The sequence below is a fragment of the Rhodococcus qingshengii JCM 15477 genome, from assembly GCF_023221595.1.
Taxonomy (GTDB): Bacteria; Actinomycetota; Actinomycetes; order Mycobacteriales; family Mycobacteriaceae; genus Rhodococcus_F; species Rhodococcus_F qingshengii.
In genome coordinates this window covers 2,971,762-2,991,811 of sequence record NZ_CP096563.1, presented here as the reverse complement: position 1 = coordinate 2,991,811, position 20,050 = coordinate 2,971,762, and the positions used below count along the sequence as shown (strand labels likewise).

Sequence of the window (20,050 nt, the reverse complement as noted above, 5' to 3'; positions counted from 1 at the left end):
GTGTATCGATACATGTATCGTTACACAACATGAGTGCTCGACTGCCGAAGGCAACCACGCTACGGCTGATGACACTGGCCGGAGCAGCCTTCGCCTACGTGACGGCCGAAATGCTCCCCGTCGGACTGCTCAGCGAAGTCTCAACGGACCTCGACGTCACCGAAGGGCGTGTCGGCCTACTGCTGACCTTCTACGCATACGGTGTCGCGGTCTTGACGCTTCCGCTGATCGGAGCGGTCAAAACCTGGCCGCGACGACGCGTCGTCGTTCTGACGGTGGCCACCCTCGCGGTGTCGCAACTGGTCGCAGCATTGGCCGTCAACTATCCGATGCTCGTGATCGGACGATTGCTCTGCGCTGCGACGCACGGAGTGTTCTGGGCTGTCGTTGCACCGGTCGCTGCCACCCTGGTTCCGCGCGGACAACAGGGCAAGGCCATCGCGATGGTGTATGCCGGTACGTCTCTCGCTTTTGTTCTCGGAGGACCCCTGTCTTCGGCGATCGGCCAGTCCTGGGGTTGGCGGACCGCGTCGGCGGCAATCGGTGTGGTGGCAGTGGGCATTGCTTTCTCACTGCATCGTGCGTTGCCAGAAATGCCGGTCGATCAACACCATCGGAGTAAGCGAGACAAACCGAAGCCGACACCGGCGATGAAACGGGCACTCGCCGTCATCTGCGCGGCAACGCTGTTTGCCGCCCTTGGGCAATTCGCTTCGTACACGTTCTTCACACTTCTGGTGGAGGAAAGCCTCGGCTCGTCCGGTGGCATCCGTACCGCGATGCTTCTGGTCTACGGCGCCGCCGGCGCCGTCGGAGTGTGGGTCGCCGGCAAGTACTACGACCGCCGACCGCGTCTCTTCACGCTCATCTCGATCGCGACGGTGGCAGGCGCGCTGGCCATCTTCTGGCTCTTGGCGCCGTCGATGGGAGCGTTCGCTGTCGTCGCCACGATCTTGTGGGGTGCGGCGTTCACCACCGTTCCGATCTGCCTCCAGTCCTCGGTTCTGCGCGCCGTCCCTATCGGGACCGACCGTGCCTCGGCCATCTACGTTGTCGTGTTCCAGATCGCGATTGCAACGGGCGCTCTGCTCGGTGCGGCCGTCGTCGACAGTGGCGGGCTCTCACATCTGGCGGGCATCGGGGTCGCTCTGATGATCGCTTCGTTGGCGATAGTCGGGTTCGGCCGACGCGCGTTTCCCCAGGAACCGGAACGGTCTACTCACTCCCCCACCGACGCGCCGGCCGGACTCTCGTCGTAGATCAGGGTGTATCGCCAGAACAGTCGTCTCCTGATCCGACTACCTGGCAGACACAACGCGGCCGCGCGCCGGACGTCAGCCATCGACTCCCCCGGTTCCGCGGTGGGAGCCGTCATCGCCTTCAGCGGCTCGGAGGCAACCCGTCGATGCTTGACGACGCCGACGACGGGATTGCACACGGTCGCCAACACCGACAGGAGTGCGTCGGTGGCTGTGGTCGATCGATAACACCCGACCACGACGAGCCGCCCGCCCGGTTCGAGCAGGCCGCTCAGCCGCTTCATCGACTCTTCGAGTGGAAGATGATGCAACGCTGCGACGACGGTGATCGCGTCGTACGTCGCCTCGGATGCAAAGTCCTCGATCCGCTGCGCGTCGATGATCACGTTCTCGTCGTCGACAAACCTTGCGCGCACGGCGGCCGAGGTTGTCAGGTCGGGTTCCACACCGACCACCACGTCGAACCGCCGACGCAAGAGGTCGATCAGATTGCCGGTCCCGCTCCCCACGTCGAGAGCGCGACCGGACCTGACCCCGCTCAGATTACGTAGAACCCACCGGCCGTAGTGATCGTTGTGACTCCACGGATGGCGTCGATTGAAACCGTCCAAGCGAGCAATCACACCCATACCCGACGGTATCAATCCGAGCCCGCGCACCGGCCGTCACAACCGCGGGTCGACCGGCTCCGATTCGAGAGCCAGCACCGCGAACACGGCCTGGTGCGCTCGCCACAAAGGTTCACGGTCGACGAGCCTGGATACCGCCTCCATGCCGAGCGCGTACTCGCGCAGCGCCATCGACTGCTTGTGTCCGAGGTTGCGATTGCGTAGCCGAGCAAGTGTCGACGGTTCGAGGTAGTCGGCACCGTAGATCAACCGTAGGTACTCCCGGCCGCGGACCTTGATCCCTGGCTGAACCTTCGCGTCGTACCCCCGCGGTCCGTGAATCTGATTCGCCAGCGGTTTGACGACCATCCCCTCACCACCGTCGCCGGTGAGCGACTCCCACCACTTCGTCGCTTCGAACACCGAGTCCTCGGAACCGAGATCGACCACCAGGCGACGTGTAGTGGTAAATCGACTCGGGTCGGCCGCGGCCAGGCGGTCCGAAATACCGAGGTGCCATTCGTGATCCCGTTCCCCGTACGACTGGCCCTCGGCCGCCAGAATCTGGAACGGCGCGATGGTGACGCCGTCCAGTCCGTTCGTCGGCCACACGTACCGTCGGTACGCCTCGCCGAAGCGCTCGATACTGGCGGCCCGAACAGTTGTCTGTTCGAACATCTCCGCCACGTCCAGGCCCCGCGACCCGGCCCGCGCCAACACGGCCTCGCGAGCTGTGAGGTCTGATCGCCCGGCCGCCGCGACCGACGCGTACTGCGAGCGCAGCAGACCTTCCGCTTTGACGTTCCACGGCAACAGTTCGCAGTCGAGGAGCAGCCAGTCGGTGCCCAGCTCTTCCCACAACCCAGCGGAGGTGACTGCGGCGGCGATGTCGTCGATCAACTGCTGAGTCAGGTCGTCGTCGAAGAACTGGCGGCCGGTGCGGGTGTGCACCATCCCGGTGAGCGCATCCGGTGCGTCGAAGCGGGACTGAGCAACCGATCGATCACGGCACACGAGCACCACTGCCCGCGAACCCATGTGCTTCTCTTCGCAGATCACTGTTCCGATTCCGCCGGCCCGGTATGCGTCGAACGCGGTCGACGGGTGTTCCAGATAGTCATCGGATTGGGCGCTCGCGCAGGGCGCCATGGTCGGCGGTAGGTACCGCAGCCATTGCGGCGCGACCGCGAATCGGCTCATCACTTCCAAGGCGCCGGCAGCGTTGTCGGTGCGAACGGACACTCGACCGCGCAGTTCGGTGTCGACGCCGGTCGTTTCGAGGACGTCGGCGAGATCGAGCACATCCGGATCACGAGTCGGCGGTGCCAGCGGTACCACCGGCTCGTACCAAACCTGCTCCGCCGGAACCGACACGATCTCTCGTTCCGGGTATCGAAGGGCGGTGAGGGATCCACCGAAGACGCACCCGGTGTCGAGGCACGCGGTGTTGTTGATCCATTCCACCTCGTGCACCGGCGTGTGACCGTAGAGGACCGTCGCTGATCCTCGGTAGTCCTGCGCCCACGGGTATCGAACGGGTAAGCCGAATTCGTCCGTCTCACCGGTAGTTTCACCGTAGAGCGCAAAGCTCCGGACTCGACCGGATGCCCTGTTGTGGTAGTCCTCCTTGAGACCGGCGTGCGCGACAACGAGTTTGCCGTCGTCCAGGACGAGGTGCGCGACGAGGCCGTCACAGAAGTCGACGACGCTTTCGCGGAACTCCGCCGACTCGGTGGCCATCTGCTCGAGGGTCTCGGCGAGTCCGTGACTGGCCGTGACCTTCTTACCGCGCAAGGCCTTGACGAGTTTGTTCTCGTGGTTACCCGGAACCGCTATCGCATGTCCCGCCGCGACCATCCCCATGACCAGACGCAGCACACCGACCGAATCCGGTCCTCGATCCACGTAGTCACCGAGGAAGACGGCAGTTCGCCCTTCCGGCGGCACCGCATCGACAGCTCTGCCATCGGTCCCGTAGTCGACGGTGTAGCCGAGTTTCACGAGGAGCGTCTCGAGCTCGCTTCGACATCCGTGGATGTCACCGATGACGTCGAACGGACCACGCTCGACACGCAGATCGCTGCGGAGCGGGTGGCGCAAGAATGTGGCTTCGGAAACCGCGTCCTCACCTCTGAGTATGTGAACCGAACGGAAACCTTCCTTGCCCAACCCGCGAAGCGAGCGAGTCAGCTGTTGGTGCTGGCGGCGAATGACGTCGCGTCCGAACGTCCGATCAGAGCGTGCGTCGTTGCGCGCAGAACAGACCGATTCCGGAATATCGAGCACGACTGCCACCGGCAGTATGTCGTGCTCGCGAGCCAACGCAACGAGTCGCTTGCGCGCGGCGGGCTGGACGTTGGTCGCGTCGACCACCGTGAGGCGTCCGCGTCGCAAACGCTTGGCCGCGACGAACTCCAGCACTTCGAAAGCATCGGACGTCGACTCCTGTGAGTTCGGATCATCACTGACCCACCCTCTGCATGTGTCACTCGAGAGAGTTTCGAACTCACCGAAGTGGCGCGCCGCGAAGGTCGACTTTCCCGAGCCACTGACGCCGATGAGTACTACCAGGGCGAGATCTGGAATCTCGTACACCGTCATGACGTTCGTGCCTCCTTCGTGAAGATTGCCATCTGTGTCGGTCCGCCAAGGACCGGATCAATTGCTCCGACAAATTCGAACTCCACGCAATAGCCGTGGACTCGGGCCGTTTCGGTTGCCCAGTCGCGGAATTGGGTCCGTGAGAACTCGAACCGGTGATCCGGGTGCCTGAACTCTCCCTCTGCCAACGCCGGATACAGCACGTTGTAGTCGGCATTCGGAGTAGTCAGCAGCACATACTGCGGTGCTGCGTCCACGAAGACCGATCTGACCAGCGCCGGCAGGCGCGCCGTGTCGACGTGCTCGACCACCTCCATCAGCACGGCTGCGTCGAAGCCTTTCAAGCGTGCGTCGCGGTACGTCGCGGACGACTGCATCAAAGACACACGATCACGTTGGGCGTCGGACATTTCGGTGAACTTCAATCTGCGTTGCGCCCGTGTCAGTTCGCGCGCGCTCACATCGACGCCGACAAGTTTGTCGAATTGAGCGTGCGGCATCAGCGCCTCGATCAGTTTGCCTTCGCCGCAACCGATGTCGACAATCGTTCTGACGTGCAGTCGCTGAAGCGTCGCCAAAACTGCGTCGACGCGAAGCCGTGCCAGCGGCGGATCCGGTCGCGGTAGTTCGATCTGCGCCTCTGCTTGGTCGGGAATCAGTCGATCGACCACCGATTCGACCAGGTCGCGTCGACGCGCCAGGTAGCGGGACATGATCAGCGCGGAATCCGGATGCGACGCCAACCACTCTCCAGCGACGCGGATCAACTTGTCTGCCTCGTCGGGTCCCACCCAGTAGTGCTTCACGTCGTCGAGGACCGGCAACAGCACGTAGAGGTGCCGAAGGGCACTCTGCACCGTGTGTTCCCCGGTGAGCGTCAACGACACGAAGTCGGAGTTTCCCCACGTCGGCAGGTGCGGATCAAGCTGCACCGGTATCGCGGTCACATCCCAGCCCAGCGGCTCGAACAACCGACGAGGCAATTCCGCATCGCCGCCGCACGGAACCACCGGAATCGAGACGGTCAACGCGAGTTCGGTTCCGACGAGTTCCGGGTGCGACTTGCACGTTCCCGTCAACGCGGTGCCAAACAGCTTCGACAGAGCAACCGAGAGTATGGACGACGCCGCATACGGCCGATCGTTGACATACTCACCCAGCGAAAAGTTGTCGCCACTCTTGCCGCGTCGATACCTACTCTGCACAAGTTCGATGGGGTCGACGTCCACAATCACTGCCACCGTGGTCTTTTCGGCTGAGGCCTCCGGGTACAGAACCGTGGCGGTGCCGATCGCCAAGTCGAAGCTTTGCACGCGGTCGGGATGTTTGTGCAGCAGGTAGCTCAACGCGGTCGCATCAGGAGTCTGCGGGGTCGGGGTGGACGTCAGTGTGAGTAGCACCAGGCGAATGTAGCCCGGCAAACGTCCGGGGCGCCTCCGATTTACGCGCCCGCGGCCGTCAGAACAAAGTGAGAGCTGCTCCCGCACCCACCAGTTCCCGGGGCGCCTCACGCGGCTCACTGCCAGCTGCGCTGACGTCTCGATGCTCCGAACGACCACCCAACCCATGGCGCTCGACCAATGGCTCGACACGGCTTGCGAGCCAACGCTTGTATTCGGGAGTGACATACGCGCCCCGCCCGTACAGCTCGCGGTAGCGACGGATGAGCGCCGGATGTTCCTGAGCAAGCCAATTCATGAACCAACCCCGAGTACTCCCCCGCAGGTGCATCGGGAAGACCGTCACACTCGTCGCACCGGCTTCGGACAGTGCCTCGAACAGCCCGTCGAGATGACTGGTGGAGTCGGTGAGGAACGGAATGACCGGCGCCACCATGACATTGCACGAGAATCCCGCGTCGGTGATGGCGCGGATCATCTCGAGACGCGCCCGCGGCGACGGGGTACCAGGCTCGATCTGCTTCTGAAGTGCAGCGTCGTTGATCGCCAACGACACTCCGATTCCGACGTCGACCTGCGCTGCCGCCATTTTCAACAGCGGCAGGTCCCGTCGGAGCAGAGTTCCCTTCGTCAGGATCGAGAAGGGAGTTCCGGATTCGGTCAACGCGCGAATAATGCCGGGCATCAAGCGGTATCGGCCCTCGGCTCGCTGATAGGGATCGGTGTTGGTACCCAGTGCCACCGCCTCCCGTTTCCAGGACTTTCGCGCCAACTCTTTGCGGAGCACCGCGGCAATGTTCGTCTTCACGACCACTTGGGAGTCGAAATCCGCGCCGGCGTCGAGGTCGAGATACTCGTGACTCGGTCTCGCGAAACAATATCGGCATGCGTGCGAGCAACCACGAAAAGCGTTGACGGTGAAGCTGAACGGCAACGTCGACTCTTCGGGCATCTTGTTGAGCGCGCTCTTGCAGAGCACCTCGTGAAACGTGATTCCCTCGAACTCGGGAGTCTGCACGGAGCGAACCAACCCGGCCCGTTCGAGTCCGGGTAGCGCTCCGTCATCTGCATCCAATGCCTGACCCGACCACCTCATGCCCCAAGTCGAACACTTGTTCTAAGGTATGTCAAGATGGAGCGAATACCCGACCGTGCCTCACCACGGCCGGGAAGTTGTTGGCAGAATTCGGTGCATGTCGAACAGAATCAATATTTCGTCCGGTTCCGAATGGGAACCCAAGATCGGTTACTCCCGTGCCGTGCGCATCGGTAACCAGATCGCAGTCTCCGGCACCACCGCTCCTGGTGAGACCCTCACAGATCAGACCCGCGCAGCGCTCGAAACTATCAAGGCAGCACTTGCCGAGGCCGGCGCCTCGCTCGACGACGTCATCCGCACTCGCATGTACCTGCGCGACATGACGCAGTGGGAGCAGGCCGCTCTCGCGCACGGTGAAGTGTTCGGCGAGATTCGTCCCGCCACGACGATCCTCGAGGTCAGCTCGCTGATCGACCCCGCTCTGCTCATCGAGATCGAGGCCGACGCGGTTCTCAGCTGATCGCCAATCCGGACATTTGTGAAATGGGCGCCTAGTCTGAGCCGATGAAACCGATGCGGCTGTATCCGTTGACGCTCGCGCTCGGCATCAGCGCCGCTTTCCTCTCGCCCGGTTCTGCACTCGCAGAACCGGGCGAGAGTCTTTCGACGGCTTGCGGCAGCCAGTTGAGCAATGCCGAGGTGGGCCGGATTGCCGAACTCAGCGACGTCACGACCCTGAACGGTGCCGGACTGCCTCGGCTCGAGACCGCTGTCGAACGTCATCGTGAGATCACGTCGATCCTCGTCTCACACCACGATTGGCGAGGCTTGTTCTCCATCGGCCTGGACGCTGTCGAACACCAGGCGGTGATGCCGCTGCAGCGAGACCCTGCGGCCTTCGCCGATGACGAGTGGGCCCATTCCGTCAGCTTCGAATTGCTGCGCAGGTACCTGGTGAACGTCCATGCAGAGTTCACCGGTACTCCCACCGATCCGGCGTGGAGCAACTACTTCGCCCTGACACGTCAGTGCGACGCCAGTCCGGCACGGGTCGCCATGGCCGGCTACAACGCGCATCTCACCGTCGACCTCGCTCACGCCGTCGCCACTTCCGAAACCACAGCAGAGGATGTCCCCGATTTCTACAAGATCGTCGATTCCATTGCCGTCAAAGGTGGTTCGATCGTGACCCTCACCAAGGCCGAGTACGACGCCGATCTGGGGCCGCTCTGGCGGTTCTACTTCGTCGGCGAAGGACTCGACCGATTGGCCGGAAACTCGCAGCCCTCGGAACTGCTGCTCCGCGCCGCCGACAGCGGATACAACACCATCACGCTGGCCAACGGATTCGCCCTCCAGAATCCGCAGACACGTCCGGGCGCAGAACAGGAGATCGACGCACTCTGGCGTACTACAGATTCCGCTCTCGACGTACTCTCGCGACTCGGTGGTCTCTGACATCTCACCCTCCGCTGCCTGAACCGGACACACCTGCGACAATGACCCCATGACGGGGCACTCGACGGGGCAAGGCATGCAGAGTCCCGCCATGCGCCGGGTTCGAGACCTGTTGCGCGGGCCCGCAATTGTCTGCGATGGCCGGGCAACCATCCGCGAGGCCGCGAAGTTGATGACCGATGCGGGCCGCCGCGCTGTTGTGATCCCGACGGAGACAACCGGTTTCGGAATCTTCACCGAAGGTGACCTACGTGCTCGTGTGGTAGTCGGTGGTATCGACAGCAATCAGCCGGTATCAACGGTGATGACGCCGTCAGCAGTGACAGTCGATCCGGATCGATTGGGCGCCGACGCCGTGACCGACATGCTCGAGTACGGATTGCGCCATCTCCCGGTCGTGACCGAGGCAGGCGCACTGATGGGCGTGCTCGAACTCAGCGACCTCCTGACTTCGGCCACCAATCAGGGTTTCGAACTGCGCGCAGCGCTCGCCACAGCACAGGATGACGCCCACCTCGTCGAAACAGCCCGCGCGGTCCCTGTTCTGGTGACGGAATTGGTGGCGTCACGGGTCTCACCGCTCGACATCGGTGCGACGCTGGCGGTGCTGATCGACGTGACGGTCAGGCGCGCCATCGAATTGGTGGTGGACGGAGACGAGCGACCGGATTTCGCGTGGTTGTCGCTCGGCAGCGTCGCCAGACGTGAAGCGCTCCCCTCTTCGGATATCGACAGTGCGCTGGTGTGGGGCGGCGAATCTCATCACGAGGGAGCCGACGCCGCGAAGACGATCCACGACATCCTCGATCTCTGCGGGTTCCCTCGCGACACCAAGAACGCCGTCGCGACCCAGGCCAGGTTCGCTCGGACGCTCCCACAATGGCGCACTGCGCTGCGGAAATGGGTATCCAATCCGTACCAGGACCAGGCCCTGGTCATGTTGTCGATGCTGGCGGATGCCCGCGTCGTCGCGGGCGATCCGGCGTTGGATCCTCGCCCTGCGGCGTTGGATCAACTGCGACTGCACCCGGCCGTCATGCGACTGCTCCTTCGCGAAGCCGTCGGAGACAAGGCAAAGCTCCATTCGTTCAAGGACGTGATGACGCGTCGGACCGGAACCGTCGACCTCAAAGCCAGCGCCGTCCAACCGATCGTGAACATCGCTCGTTGGGCGGGGATTTCCGTGGGCGCCCGCACGAGTTCGACACTCGAACGCCTCAAGGCTGCAGCGGGAAGCGGTTTCCTACTCGACGACGACGCCCAGGTACTGATCGAATCTTTCGAGGTGCTGCAGCAGATTCGTGTCCGCCACCAGACCGATCAGTTCGCGGCAGGTCGGCCACCGACCGACGAAGTCGTGATCTCCGAACTCACTCCGCTCTCGCGGAGCCTGCTGAGCAATGCAGTGCGCGAGGTCGCAGGTGTGCAACGACGACTCGAGTATGCCGCGTCCGCGTCGGCGCTACCCGACATCGACCCGTGAATCGCACTGCGCTCGAACAGGTTCTGGCGGCGGAGCGCCTCGAAGGCTGGGATCCGAGTAACGAGCAGATCGCGGAACTCGAGGCCGTCATGATCGGGATGCTCTCTCGGCGTGAGTATTTCGAGCAGGAATTAGCGCGAGCAGTCGGCCTCTCGTCTGCGATTCCCCCGCGGATCCGCTGGCGACGATCAGCGCCGTACGTCTATCGCGGTACATCGGTTCTCGAGAACAATTTCGACGTACGAGATCCCGCCGCACTGCAATCACTCGAGTTCGCGGCGACCGCGCTTCGTCTGGGTGAGGCGCATCTCGGCAGCGACCTCGTACAGCACACGCGAGACACAGCCGAACTTCTCCTGCTTCACCAGCACGTTTTCCAAGATCTGTACCAGTGGGCCGGCCACATCAGAACCGTCGACATCAGGAAAGGTGCGGCAACGTTTGCTCCGGTCTCGGCGATTCGGAAATACCTGTCCGAGGTCGAAGAGATCATCGCCGCCGTCGATTGGGTAGCACTCGATCACGGCGCTGCGTCGTTCGCGCTCGCATCGGTGTACTCGACGCTCAATCATGCCCACCCGTTTCGGGAAGGAAACGGGCGAACCGGAACCCTCTTCCTGCACCGACTCGCCGCGGACACCCGGTATCAGCTCGACTTGTCGCGGGTGAGCAGAGCCGAGTGGGTATCCGCGTCGAGGGATTCTGCGCCTTTCCGGCCCACCGGAACCCCGTCGCCTCGCCCGTTCACCGATCTGTTCAATCGCGCGCTGACTCGCTGACGCAGACATCTGCTGCCCGTTCCAGGCGGACTGAACACCGTTACTGCTGAGTGAGCACCGCTTCCGACACTCTGGAAGCGGTGCTCACTCTAAGACGACTGTGCTCACTCGACCATCAGCCGGGAAGCGCGAACTCTCCTGCGTCGGACCAACGCTGACGCTCGGCCCCGAACGCGACGGACTGCATCGCGCGGAACTCCTCGATCGAGCGCGAGTTCGACGCGAGGAACTCCTGATGCTCGGCCAGCGAGAAGCTGCCGTCCTCGATCTCGACGCCCCCGCCGCGGCCGGCGGCGGTGTCCGCGCGCAGATCCATCAACTCTTCCGGCTCGACGGGGTACCAGGAGATCCGGTCGAAGAATCGCAGCAACCACGGAGTGCCCTCCTCGAACGGCCCGGACTTCGCGGGGTGGCGGTGATTCCACACCTGCGTCGTACGTCCGACGAACTGGTACCCGCCTGGGCCTTCCATGCCGTAGATGCAGAGGTACGCCCCACCGATCCCGACGGCGTTTTCGGGGGTCCAGGTGCGGGCAGGGTTGTACTTGGTCGTGACCAGACGATGACGCGGATCGAGCGGCGTCGCGACCGGCGCTCCGAGGTAGACGTCACCCAGTCCGAGCACCATGTATTCGGCGCCGAAGACGGTGTCGAACACGTCGTTCACGGATTCGAGACCGTTCATCCGGCGGATGAACTCGATGTTCCACGGGCACCACGGCGCGTCGGCGCGAACCCCGTGCATGTACCGCTGGATCGCTTCGCGCGTTGCCGGGTCGTCCCACGACAGTGGCATCCGCACAGTGCGACTTGGCACAACGAGTTCGTTGGCCGCCGGCAAGGTGTCCTCCGCCTCGGCGAGCATTCCCATCAGCTTGCGGACGGGCAGCACGTCCGGGTCGACGCGGACCTGCAGGCTGCGGATTCCCGGGGTGAGATCGAGTAGTCCGGCCGGCTTCTCGGCTTCGAGTCGCTGATGCAGTGCATGAGCACGCGCACGTAACGCCAGGTCGAGATTCATGTCGCCGTATTCGACCAACACGTTGTCATCGCCTGAGCGCCGGTACGTGACCGCGGTGTCGCCGTCACGGCGGGCTATGACGCCGTCGTCGCCGTCACCACCGGAGGAATGAACAACCGAATTGGACGCTCGACGCGATACTCCGAGGTCACGCCGGGAGGCTGCCCGTTCGGCGCGGACCGGCACGAAGCGAATCTTGTTCCCGGGAGCCAACTGTCCGAGCTTCCAGCGATCAGCGGACACCACTGTGATCGGGCAGACGAAGCCGCCGAGGCTCGGTCCGTCGGGTCCGAGGAGGATGGGCGTGTCGCCGGTGAAGTCGAGTGCACCGATCGAATACGCGTTGTCGTGGATGTTCGAAGGGTGAAGTCCGGCTTCGCCGCCGGTGGTTCTGGCCCAGTCTGGTTTCGGACCTATCAACCGGACACCGGTGCGGTCGGAGTTGAAGTGGACCTCGTACTCGGTCGCGTACAGCGTGTCGATGTCGGAGCGGGTGAAGAACTCCGGTGCCCCGTGCGGGCCCTCGGTCACCGCAAGTTCCCAGCACGTGTGTATCGCCGGAACATGCTCGGCGGGAACAGCTCCCGCGACCCCGGTCGCCTGTCCGAGTTTGAGAACGTCTCCTGCCCGCAGAGTCCTACCTTCGTGTCCCCCGAACCTGCCCAGGGTGAAGGTCGACGCACTGCCGAGATAGTCGTCGGTCTCGATTCCGCCCTGTACGAGTACGTAGATGCGCAGTCCCGGGCCGCTGACCGTTCCGACGTCGAGCACCGATCCAGCGGGGACGAGAACGGGACGCCACTGACCGTGTACGACGCCGTCGACAGTCACCGACACCGGGGCACCTGTGATGCAGACCGTAGTGTCTTCGTCGAACGTCATGGCAGGTCCGGCCATCGCGCATTCGATGGCGGGGGCGCCTTCGGGGTTTCCGAGTGCGGTGTTTCCCAACCGAAACGACAGGTCGTCCATCGGGCCCGATGGTGGGACTCCGATCTGCCAGTATCCGACGCGTCCTGGATAGTCCTGAACCGTCGTCAGCATTCCGGGACGCACGATGGTCAGTTTTGCGTTCATTCGTCTGCTCCCGGCCGTGTGACGATCATGCGGACGGCCGTGGGATCGAAGCCGTTGCACGGGTTGTTGATCTGCGGGCAGTTGGACACGAGGACGAGCACGTCACGTTCGGCACGCAACGCGAGCCGCTTGCCTGGTGCCGACAGTCCGTCGACGATTCCGAGTGTGCCGTCGGGGTCGACCGGGACGTTCATGAAGAAGTTGATGTTGGACACCAGGTCCCGCTTACCGAGCCCCCATTTTGCGCCCTCGACGAGGAAGTTCTCGACGCACGCGTGCTGATGCTTGGTGTGGTGGCCGTATCGCAGGGTGTTCGATTCCTGTGAGCACGCGCCGCCGACGGTGTCGTGGTTTCCGACCTCGTCTGCGACCAGGGTCATGAGTGGAGTTCCGTCGTCACTGCGGAGCACGGAGCCTGTGGACAGAAACAGGTTCTTCTGGGCTGTGACCGTCGCTGCTGCCGAGTACCGAACGCTGTGATCGTCACCGGCGTAGACGAGGGTGTCGACGGCTTGATTTCCGTGTAGATCGACGATGGTCAGAACGTCACCGGCACGGACAACTGCGGACCACGGCCCGAATGCGTCAGCAATCTCGTCGAGGATCACCGTTCCGGGAACGAGGGCGGGGACATCCAAGGTGGTGGTCATGCGATCTCCTCCAGGTTCGAAGCCGTCCAGGCATCTTCGGTATTGAGCACTGCGCGTTGGTATTCCGGCCCGAGATCGTCAAGGCCGCCGAGTTCGTCGGCCGCGTTCCACGCGAGCACTTCGAGGGACGTGGTGGGAAACTGCGGCGCCGGATCGAGTGGGTGCGCGGTGTTGGCGATCATCACGATGACGGGCAGGTGGATCAGAAGGTCGACCGTTGCGCCCGAGCCGGCGGACCCCGTACTGGTGAGAGCGCCGTCCGCCTCGACGCGGACACCATGGAAGAAGGACAACGGCGGCGCAATGTCCTGCGGCCCGAGCCCGTTCTTCGCGGCAGCGACGGTGAACAGTTCACGACCGGCGGGTGAGGCACTGTGCAGCGAACCCTGCCCGTACTTCGCCTCGTTGGTGGCGCGTGACGTCGTTCCGCAGAACGCGTCGTGGTGACCCGACGTGTCTGCGACCACGGTCGCAAGTACTCGCCCCTGATCGGAGAGCAACGGGTGCCCGACGCCGAGATAGGCCTGCCATGGCACCTTGACGGTATCGGCGACGTTGAGACGCTCCCAGGGGGCGTCGGCGCGATAGAGCAAGATGTTTGCGCAGGCGCTGCCAGCGATGTCGCGAAGTCGCAATCGGGTTCCACGTGCGAGAACCTTGGTCGTGTACCGCCCACCCGGCACGGTCTCAGCCCAGGTCAGACGTTCGGGAGCGACGTCTTCGGGTGGGTTCGGCCAACGCGTTGCCGGCAATACGGGCATGGAATCGGTGATCGTTCCAGCTTGAGACCGGGCATGCTCGCGCGCTCCGGCGGTGGTCTGAGTACTCATGGTCAGGCTCCGATCGTGACGGGATTCGGGGTGGCGCGGCCACGCGGGAAGCAAGCGACTCCCAGCCCCACCACCAGCGCTATCGTGATGGGCGCGGCCCACTGCAGAATGGGGTACTCCCCCGTGGGGTTGAAGATCTCGGCTCGTGGCCAGGACAGGTTGATCACCATCAGCGCGCCGTACACAACCGCGGCGATGTTGACCGGAACTCCCCAGATACCCAGGGAGAAAAGCTTTTTGCCTTCGGCGTCGAACTTGGGGCCGACAGCGGTGCGAGGCCATCCCTTGAGACGCTGAACCAGCAGCGGCACGGTCACCATGAGGTAGGCCAAGTAGATCAAGATGATGCATACGCTGGACAGGGTTGCAAAAATTGCCGAGTTGCCCACGTTGACGGCCAGGACGGCAATGCAGACCAGACCGATGAGGACGGACGGCGCGATAGGTGTTCCGGTGCGGGGGTTGACCTTTGCCAGTACCTGCGAGGCAGGAAGCCGCCCGTCGCGGGCCATCGAGAACATCAGCCGTGAAGCAGCAGTCTGAATGGCCAAGGTGCACACGAACACTGCGATCGAGACGTCGATCAACAAGACCGTGCCCCACGGGGAACTGAGAATCGATGTCAGTACGTACGGCAAACCTTCCGTGGCCAGGCGTCCGTCGGTGAGTGAGGGCGCTGCCATCAACGCGCCGAGGATCATCAAGCCGCCGCCGAGCGCAGAAGCGGACAGTGCAAGCCGGATCGTACGAGGTGCGACGCGTCGGGGGTTGCGGGTCTCCTCGGCCAGTTCGCCTGCCGAACCGAAGCCGACCATGACGTAGGCAGCCATCAGTCCGGACATGATCCACGCCCAGGCGTATCCGGGCTGACCGCCGGCACTGCCGGTGTCGAAGACGACGTCCGGTCCGCGCTGAGCGTGGGTGAAGAACATCCCGATCACTGCGATGACACCGACGATTTCGCAGGTCACGCCAATGTTGTTGATACGCGACATCCAGTTGACGCCGATGCAGTTGATAAAGGTGGTCAGAACCAGAAGTACCGATCCGAGCAGCACGGCGTTGGCGGCACCACTCGATGAGGTGAGTGCGCTGTCCTCGCCGATGATCTGGAACCCGCTCCACACATTGGGGAGCACGACCTGCAAGGCGATCGCGGCGGCCGATGCAGTGACGATCTGAGCGAGAATCATGAACCAACCGGCGAACCAGCCGACGATCTCACCACCCATCCGCCGCGACCACTGGTAGATGGCACCCGAAATCGGATATCTGGCAGCAAGTTCCGCGAAGTTGAGAGCGACCATGAACTGACCGATGAAGACGACCGGCCACGTCCAGAAGAATGCCGGACCCGCGAAACCGAAACCGAGGCCGAACAATTGGAAGATCGTGGTGAGGATGGAGACGAAGGAGAAGCCCGCGGCGAAAGACGCGAACTTTCCCAGCGATCGATGCAGCTGCTGCTCGTAGCCGAACTCCGCGAGGTCACCGTCGTCGTGAGGCGAAGAGGCGAGTGCGGAAGCGGTGGTGGGCTGCGCAGCCGGGGTGGTTGCACTCAACGGCGTACTCCTTCGGCGAAGCGATTCAGAGGCGAATAACTGTCGATTGATAGTTTTCGTGAAATCCACTCGCCGCAGGTGACGCCCGCGTATACGATTCGCCTGATTCTGTAACAGGCTCGTTGAGTACGTTTCGAGCACGTGACCGAATGCTCACAGCGGCGGCCATCCCGCACGTAAGGCCGCAGCCTGCCACTATGGAAGGCGTGACCAACGCCGGCCCCGGACGACCCCGCCTGACCGCTCGCCGACGCCCGGGTGGCACTGCCCGGGCGGAGATCTTGGATGCAGCCGCTGAACTGTTCACCACCCGAGGCTTCGCCGCGACGTCCACACGCCACATCGCCGAAGCAGTCGGAATGCGTCAGGCGTCGCTGTACAACCATTTCGCCACCAAGGACGACATTCTGGTTGCACTTCTCGCCGACACCGTGACGCCGGCGCTCGACTTCGCGGAGAATCTCAGGCCACTCGACACCGCACCCGAGGTCAAGCTGTACGCACTTTCGTACATCGACGCGGCACAACTGATCACCGGACGGTGGAACCTCGGCGTCCTTTATCTCTTACCGGAACTGAGAAGTGACAGGTTCATGTCGTTCCGAGCCGATCGCGATCGGCTTCGCGAGCAATACCGGGCACTCGCCCAGGATGTGCTCGACGCGATTGACGATCCATCATCAACGCACCTGGCCGAGCTTCCGTTTCGCCTGGTAGAAAGTGTGATCAGCGCGCGAGCCGACGCGCTCGAAGGCACCCCGATTCCCGACGCCGCTGTCATCGCCGGGTCGGCGCTGCACATTCTTGGGTGGCGCCAGGATCTTGACCCCATCCATACGGAAGCGGCAACGATCATTGCGAACGCAGAAACGCCGAAACTGTCCGGGGCTGCATCAGCTCCGGACAATTTCGACGCATTGAGGACCTAAACGGCCACGAGACTAGACCGAGAGGGACTGTCCCGGGAAGATCAGGTTGATGTTCGGAACCTGGCTGGCGAGGTTCTCGAGCGAGATGCCGTGTGCAGCAGCGATCTTCGACAGGGTGTCGCCTGCCTTGACCACGTAGTTGCCGCTTCCGGTGCTTGCTGCCGGAGCCGACTCGACGGAAGCCTCAGCGGTGACGGGGGCGGCTGCGGCCTCGTAGTTGCCTGCGGTGGTGCCGGTGGTCAGGTACTGACCGCAGACGGGCCATGCGCCGACGCCCTGGCCTGCGAGAACGTTCTCGGCGACACGGATCTGCTCGGCCTGGCTGGCGTTGGCAGCGTTGCCCGATCCACCGAATGCGTTCCAGGTGCTCTGCGTGAACTGCAGACCACCGTAGAAGCCGTTTCCGGTGTTGGCGGCCCAGTTACCGGAGGACTCGCAGTTTGCGACTCCGGACCAGTCGTGGCCGGCTGCCGAAGCGGTGCCGGTGCTCATGGCGAGCGGGATCGCGACGACTGCGCCTGCGGTTGCAACTGCGCCGAGGGCGCGCTTGAAGGTGATGCTGGTCATTGGGTAAATCCTCTCCGCTACCGCGGACGAGGTCGGCCCGGACGCTTTCACGTCTCGTCGATCGACTCGTCTGTTTCACTCCTGCCCCGCGAAGGTTTCGGGAGTACCGGACCCGCGGGGCAGAAGCACGCAGTTGCGGGTCGGTGTTTGCCCGGTAGTTTCGGGCTGTCAACGACCGTAGGTGATGGTCACGGATTGGTCACGGGGCAGTTTTCCGGCACTGCTGTACCAGACTCAGTCGAAACTCGAGCAATAACCACAGGTCAACTAATTGATTCGAGCTTCAACCATACCGATCGTTATCCGTCCGTTATGTGGCAACCGTCACGGTGATTTTGTGACCCACCGCACCGAAACAGGCCGTGTCGGACCGCCAACGAGGATCCTGGGGATGTTAAGAGATTCCTGGCAACGGGAAAAACCAACCGCCCCAATCGTTATGGAGAATCAACTGGTGATCATCGCAGTAGAAGGACCCAGCGCCGCCGGCAAGACCACTTGGTGCCGAGCCCAGATGACGAATGAATCGGTCGTCGAGGAATTCGTGGCCGAATATCAGCCCACCGGGTTCGAACCGGATGGAACCAACCTCGAAGTGCAGGCAAGTTACTGGACAACGGTCAATTCGAAGCGATGGTCGCAAGCGGAAGATCTCGAAGCGAGAACCGGTATCGCGCTCTGCGACAGCGACCCGCTGAAACTGCACTACAGCTGGTGTCTCGCTGCGGTGGGCGCAGCACCTCGGGAGCGATTCGAGTACGAGCTCGCGGCAGTCGAGACAGCTTTCGAGCACCTCGAACTGGGTTTCGCGGATCTGACCGTCATCTCGATACCGTCACCGGGGCAGCTTCTACTTCAGCGCGAAGGAGACCCCCGCCGCCGACGACGGCATTTCGAGCTTCACGCGGCGCTCGCCGAGCCCCTCACCCACTGGTACTCGGCGGTGAACAGGGTAGATCCAGGTCGCGTTGTGTGGCGCTTTCCGACACAGCTCGATCTTTCGCGCTGTCCCCCGCCTCGATCGGATCGCAGCGATCCGGGCCTCCTTCGCGCGGTGATCAACGAGCTGCCGCCTCTCCCCAGGTAGGGAGCGGCTGCTCGATCTCAGCGCGCTCGTTCGACCCTGGCCTCGTCCCACACCGGCGACTCGCTCTCGTACACGTTCCCGTCCGATCCGAAGACGAGGAACCTGTCGAACCCGCGCGCGAACCAGCGATCGTGCGTGACCGAGATGACCGTGCCGGCAAACTGAGCAATGCCCTGCTCGAGCGCGTCAGCCGAATGAAGGTCAAGGTTGTCGGTCGGTTCGTCGAGCAACAACATCGTGGCGCCGGAGAGCTCGAGGAGCAGGATCTGCAATCGTGCCTGCTGACCGCCGGACAGGTCGTCGTACTTCTGTTCCGCAGCTTGGGACAATCCGTAACGGTCCAGCGCGCGGCTCGCCGCTTCGCGTCCCATTCCGCTGCGGTGTTCGTCGCCCATGTGCAGGATCTCGAGCAGCGTGTTTCCGGTCAGATCGGGCCTGGAGTGTGTCTGCGCAAACAATCCGGGACGTACCCGGGCACCCAGCGTCGCATTACCCCCGTGCTCGACCGGCGCGATGTCGAGCGCCTCGACGGGCAGATGCTCGCTCCCCGGATCGGTCCCCCCACCCGCCAAGAGCCGAAGGAAATGCGACTTTCCGGATCCATTGGAGCCCAGCACGGCAACCCGATCTCCGTACCAGATCTCGGTGTCGAAAGGCTTCATCAATCCGGTCAGCTCGAGATCTTGACATACCAACGCGCGCTTGGCGGTTCGCCCGCCCGCCAGCCGAACCGTCACCTTCTGCTGAAGTGGAATCGCTTCGGGTGGCCCTGCCTCCTCGAACTTCGCCAACCTGGTTTGCGAGGCGTGATACCGCGCAGCGACGCCGTCGTTGAACTTGGCCTTTTCACGCAATCGCAGAACCAGGGCACGTAATTTCGCGTGCTCCTCGTCCCAGCGTCGGCGCAGTTCTTCGAATCGAGCGTTGCGATCCTCGCGGGCTTGGTGGTAGCTGGCCAGCCCAGCGCCGTGCGTCCACGACGTTGCGCCGCTGATTCCGGGCTCGAGCGTCACGATGTGGGTGGCCGCGTTGGCGATCAGTTCGCGGTCGTGGCTGACGAACAAAACCACTTTCGACGATTCCGAGATCGTCTTTTCCAGCCATCGCTTGCCCGGAACATCGAGGTAGTTGTCCGGCTCGTCCAGTAGGAGTGCGTCGTCGGGCCCAGCGAACAGTGCTTCGAGAACCAACCGTTTCTGCTCGCCACCACTGAGGGAGTTGGCCGCGCGCCACTTCGCACGGTCATAGGGAACACCGAGAGCCGCGGTAGTGACCTTGTCCCAGAAGTCTTCGGTCTCGTAGCCGCCCACGTCGGCCCAATCGGCCAGCGCATGCGAATACTTCATTTGAGTTGATTCCTCGTCGCGCTCGATCATCGCGTTTTCTGCCGTATCGAGCGCCAGTGCTGCGTCCCGGATCCGTGCCGGCGAGACGGACAACAGAAGATCGCGCACGGTGGACTCGTCGCGAACCTGGCCGACGAATTGCCGCATCACGCCCAGTGTTCCGGATCGAGTGACAGCGCCCTCGTCGGCGACGACGTCTCCGGCGACAATGCGGAGCAACGTCGTCTTACCAGTCCCGTTGGGGCCTATCAGTGCAGTTTTTGCACCGTTGCCGACCCGAAAGCTGACACCGCTGAGCAGTTGCCGACCATCAGGGAGAAAGTAGTCGACGTCGGCGATGTTGAGGTGGGTCAC

17 protein-coding genes are annotated in these 20,050 nt (G+C 63.1%); 7 read left to right on the top strand and 10 right to left on the bottom strand.

Translation table 11 applies throughout. The annotated features are described in order from the left end of the window. Positions 1 to 29 precede the first annotated feature (29 nt). A complete protein-coding gene (locus tag M0639_RS13810; RefSeq protein ID WP_064075354.1) occupies positions 30 to 1,259 on the top strand; it encodes an MFS transporter in 1,230 nt (409 codons plus the stop codon). Here M0639_RS13810 and M0639_RS13805 read toward each other — a convergent pair. Genes M0639_RS13805 through M0639_RS13790 form a run of 4 tightly spaced genes read right to left on the bottom strand, consistent with a single transcriptional unit; the run spans position 1,220 to position 6,964 of the window. Next, positions 1,220 to 1,888 carry a class I SAM-dependent methyltransferase gene (locus M0639_RS13805; RefSeq protein ID WP_064075381.1) on the bottom strand — a complete coding sequence of 223 codons (669 nt, stop codon included), beginning with the start codon at positions 1,886 to 1,888 and terminating at the stop codon, positions 1,220 to 1,222. The genes M0639_RS13810 and M0639_RS13805 overlap by 40 nt on opposite strands. Before the next feature lie 36 nt (positions 1,889 to 1,924). After that, positions 1,925 to 4,468 carry a polynucleotide kinase-phosphatase gene (locus M0639_RS13800; protein ID WP_064075355.1) on the bottom strand — a complete coding sequence of 848 codons (2,544 nt, stop codon included), beginning with the start codon at positions 4,466 to 4,468 and terminating at the stop codon, positions 1,925 to 1,927. After that, entirely contained in the window at positions 4,465 to 5,868 is a 1,404-nt protein-coding gene (locus M0639_RS13795; RefSeq protein WP_371714546.1) for a 3' terminal RNA ribose 2'-O-methyltransferase Hen1, read from the bottom strand. Before M0639_RS13795 ends, M0639_RS13800 begins: the two co-directional genes overlap by 4 nt. Before the next feature lie 58 nt (positions 5,869 to 5,926). Further along, positions 5,927 to 6,964 carry an Rv2578c family radical SAM protein gene (locus M0639_RS13790; protein WP_003944842.1) on the bottom strand — a complete coding sequence of 346 codons (1,038 nt, stop codon included), beginning with the start codon at positions 6,962 to 6,964 and terminating at the stop codon, positions 5,927 to 5,929. Between the two features lie 97 nt (positions 6,965 to 7,061). Between M0639_RS13790 and M0639_RS13785 the strand changes: the two genes are divergently transcribed. From M0639_RS13785 to M0639_RS13770, 4 genes are read left to right on the top strand one after another with little or no spacing between them, the layout of a single operon-like run. Continuing rightward, a complete protein-coding gene (locus tag M0639_RS13785; RefSeq protein ID WP_019748335.1) occupies positions 7,062 to 7,427 on the top strand; it encodes a RidA family protein in 366 nt (121 codons plus the stop codon). Between the two features lie 53 nt (positions 7,428 to 7,480). After that, on the top strand, positions 7,481 to 8,365 hold the full coding sequence (locus tag M0639_RS13780; RefSeq protein ID WP_082893291.1) for a DUF5995 family protein: 885 nt from the start codon (positions 7,481 to 7,483) through the stop codon (positions 8,363 to 8,365). Between the two features lie 49 nt (positions 8,366 to 8,414). Further along, the gene (locus tag M0639_RS13775; protein WP_231915016.1) at positions 8,415 to 9,848 is read left to right on the top strand and encodes a putative nucleotidyltransferase substrate binding domain-containing protein; all 1,434 of its coding nucleotides are present in this window, start codon (positions 8,415 to 8,417) and stop codon (positions 9,846 to 9,848) included. Continuing rightward, positions 9,845 to 10,627 carry a Fic/DOC family protein gene (locus tag M0639_RS13770; RefSeq protein WP_064075358.1) on the top strand — a complete coding sequence of 261 codons (783 nt, stop codon included), beginning with the start codon at positions 9,845 to 9,847 and terminating at the stop codon, positions 10,625 to 10,627. Before M0639_RS13775 ends, M0639_RS13770 begins: the two co-directional genes overlap by 4 nt. Before the next feature lie 115 nt (positions 10,628 to 10,742). Here the strand turns inward: M0639_RS13770 and M0639_RS13765 are convergent, their stop codons facing one another. Genes M0639_RS13765 through M0639_RS13750 form a run of 4 tightly spaced genes read right to left on the bottom strand, consistent with a single transcriptional unit; the run spans position 10,743 to position 15,767 of the window. Beyond that, entirely contained in the window at positions 10,743 to 12,725 is a 1,983-nt protein-coding gene (locus tag M0639_RS13765) for a 5-oxoprolinase/urea amidolyase family protein (protein ID WP_064075359.1), read from the bottom strand. Next, on the bottom strand, positions 12,722 to 13,375 hold the full coding sequence (locus tag M0639_RS13760; protein WP_007728099.1) for an urea amidolyase associated protein UAAP2: 654 nt from the start codon (positions 13,373 to 13,375) through the stop codon (positions 12,722 to 12,724). The genes M0639_RS13765 and M0639_RS13760 overlap by 4 nt, the downstream gene beginning before the upstream one ends. Next, complete coding sequence (locus tag M0639_RS13755) at positions 13,372 to 14,205, bottom strand: urea amidolyase associated protein UAAP1 (protein WP_064075360.1); 834 nt, start codon at positions 14,203 to 14,205, stop codon at positions 13,372 to 13,374. Before M0639_RS13755 ends, M0639_RS13760 begins: the two co-directional genes overlap by 4 nt. A 2-nt stretch (positions 14,206 to 14,207) precedes the next feature. Further along, positions 14,208 to 15,767: an amino acid permease gene (locus M0639_RS13750; RefSeq protein ID WP_029255304.1), complete on the bottom strand. Its 1,560-nt coding sequence runs from the start codon at positions 15,765 to 15,767 to the stop codon at positions 14,208 to 14,210. 197 nt (positions 15,768 to 15,964) lie between these two features. On the opposite strand from M0639_RS13750, the gene M0639_RS13745 reads away from it, so the two are divergent. Continuing rightward, complete coding sequence (locus tag M0639_RS13745; protein WP_054188193.1) at positions 15,965 to 16,696, top strand: TetR/AcrR family transcriptional regulator; 732 nt, start codon at positions 15,965 to 15,967, stop codon at positions 16,694 to 16,696. A gap of 12 nt (positions 16,697 to 16,708) precedes the next feature. Here M0639_RS13745 and M0639_RS13740 read toward each other — a convergent pair whose 3' ends face one another. Then, entirely contained in the window at positions 16,709 to 17,263 is a 555-nt protein-coding gene (locus M0639_RS13740) for a LysM peptidoglycan-binding domain-containing protein (RefSeq protein ID WP_003944949.1), read from the bottom strand. A 439-nt stretch (positions 17,264 to 17,702) separates the two neighbouring features. On the opposite strand from M0639_RS13740, the gene M0639_RS13735 reads away from it, so the two are divergent. Continuing rightward, entirely contained in the window at positions 17,703 to 18,350 is a 648-nt protein-coding gene (locus tag M0639_RS13735; protein WP_064075361.1) for a hypothetical protein, read from the top strand. Between the two features lie 17 nt (positions 18,351 to 18,367). Here M0639_RS13735 and M0639_RS13730 read toward each other — a convergent pair whose 3' ends face one another. Then, the gene (locus M0639_RS13730) at positions 18,368 to 20,050 is read right to left on the bottom strand and encodes an ATP-binding cassette domain-containing protein (RefSeq protein ID WP_030536450.1); all 1,683 of its coding nucleotides are present in this window, start codon (positions 20,048 to 20,050) and stop codon (positions 18,368 to 18,370) included.

What these genes read in the sequence shown, in the direction of transcription:
- M0639_RS13810 (WP_064075354.1), top strand. Translation starts at nt 30, where the DNA reads ATGAGTGCTCGACTGCCGAAGGCAACCACGCTACGGCTGATGACACTG.
- M0639_RS13805 (WP_064075381.1), bottom strand. Translation starts at nt 1,888, where the DNA reads ATGGGTGTGATTGCTCGCTTGGACGGTTTCAATCGACGCCATCCGTGG.
- M0639_RS13800 (WP_064075355.1), bottom strand. Translation starts at nt 4,468, where the DNA reads ATGACGGTGTACGAGATTCCAGATCTCGCCCTGGTAGTACTCATCGGC.
- M0639_RS13790 (WP_003944842.1), bottom strand. Translation starts at nt 6,964, where the DNA reads ATGAGGTGGTCGGGTCAGGCATTGGATGCAGATGACGGAGCGCTACCC.
- M0639_RS13785 (WP_019748335.1), top strand. Translation starts at nt 7,062, where the DNA reads ATGTCGAACAGAATCAATATTTCGTCCGGTTCCGAATGGGAACCCAAG.
- M0639_RS13780 (WP_082893291.1), top strand. Translation starts at nt 7,481, where the DNA reads ATGCGGCTGTATCCGTTGACGCTCGCGCTCGGCATCAGCGCCGCTTTC.
- M0639_RS13775 (WP_231915016.1), top strand. Translation starts at nt 8,415, where the DNA reads ATGACGGGGCACTCGACGGGGCAAGGCATGCAGAGTCCCGCCATGCGC.
- M0639_RS13765 (WP_064075359.1), bottom strand. Translation starts at nt 12,725, where the DNA reads ATGAACGCAAAACTGACCATCGTGCGTCCCGGAATGCTGACGACGGTT.
- M0639_RS13760 (WP_007728099.1), bottom strand. Translation starts at nt 13,375, where the DNA reads ATGACCACCACCTTGGATGTCCCCGCCCTCGTTCCCGGAACGGTGATC.
- M0639_RS13755 (WP_064075360.1), bottom strand. Translation starts at nt 14,205, where the DNA reads ATGAGTACTCAGACCACCGCCGGAGCGCGCGAGCATGCCCGGTCTCAA.
- M0639_RS13745 (WP_054188193.1), top strand. Translation starts at nt 15,965, where the DNA reads ATGGAAGGCGTGACCAACGCCGGCCCCGGACGACCCCGCCTGACCGCT.
- M0639_RS13740 (WP_003944949.1), bottom strand. Translation starts at nt 17,263, where the DNA reads ATGACCAGCATCACCTTCAAGCGCGCCCTCGGCGCAGTTGCAACCGCA.
- M0639_RS13735 (WP_064075361.1), top strand. Translation starts at nt 17,703, where the DNA reads ATGGAGAATCAACTGGTGATCATCGCAGTAGAAGGACCCAGCGCCGCC.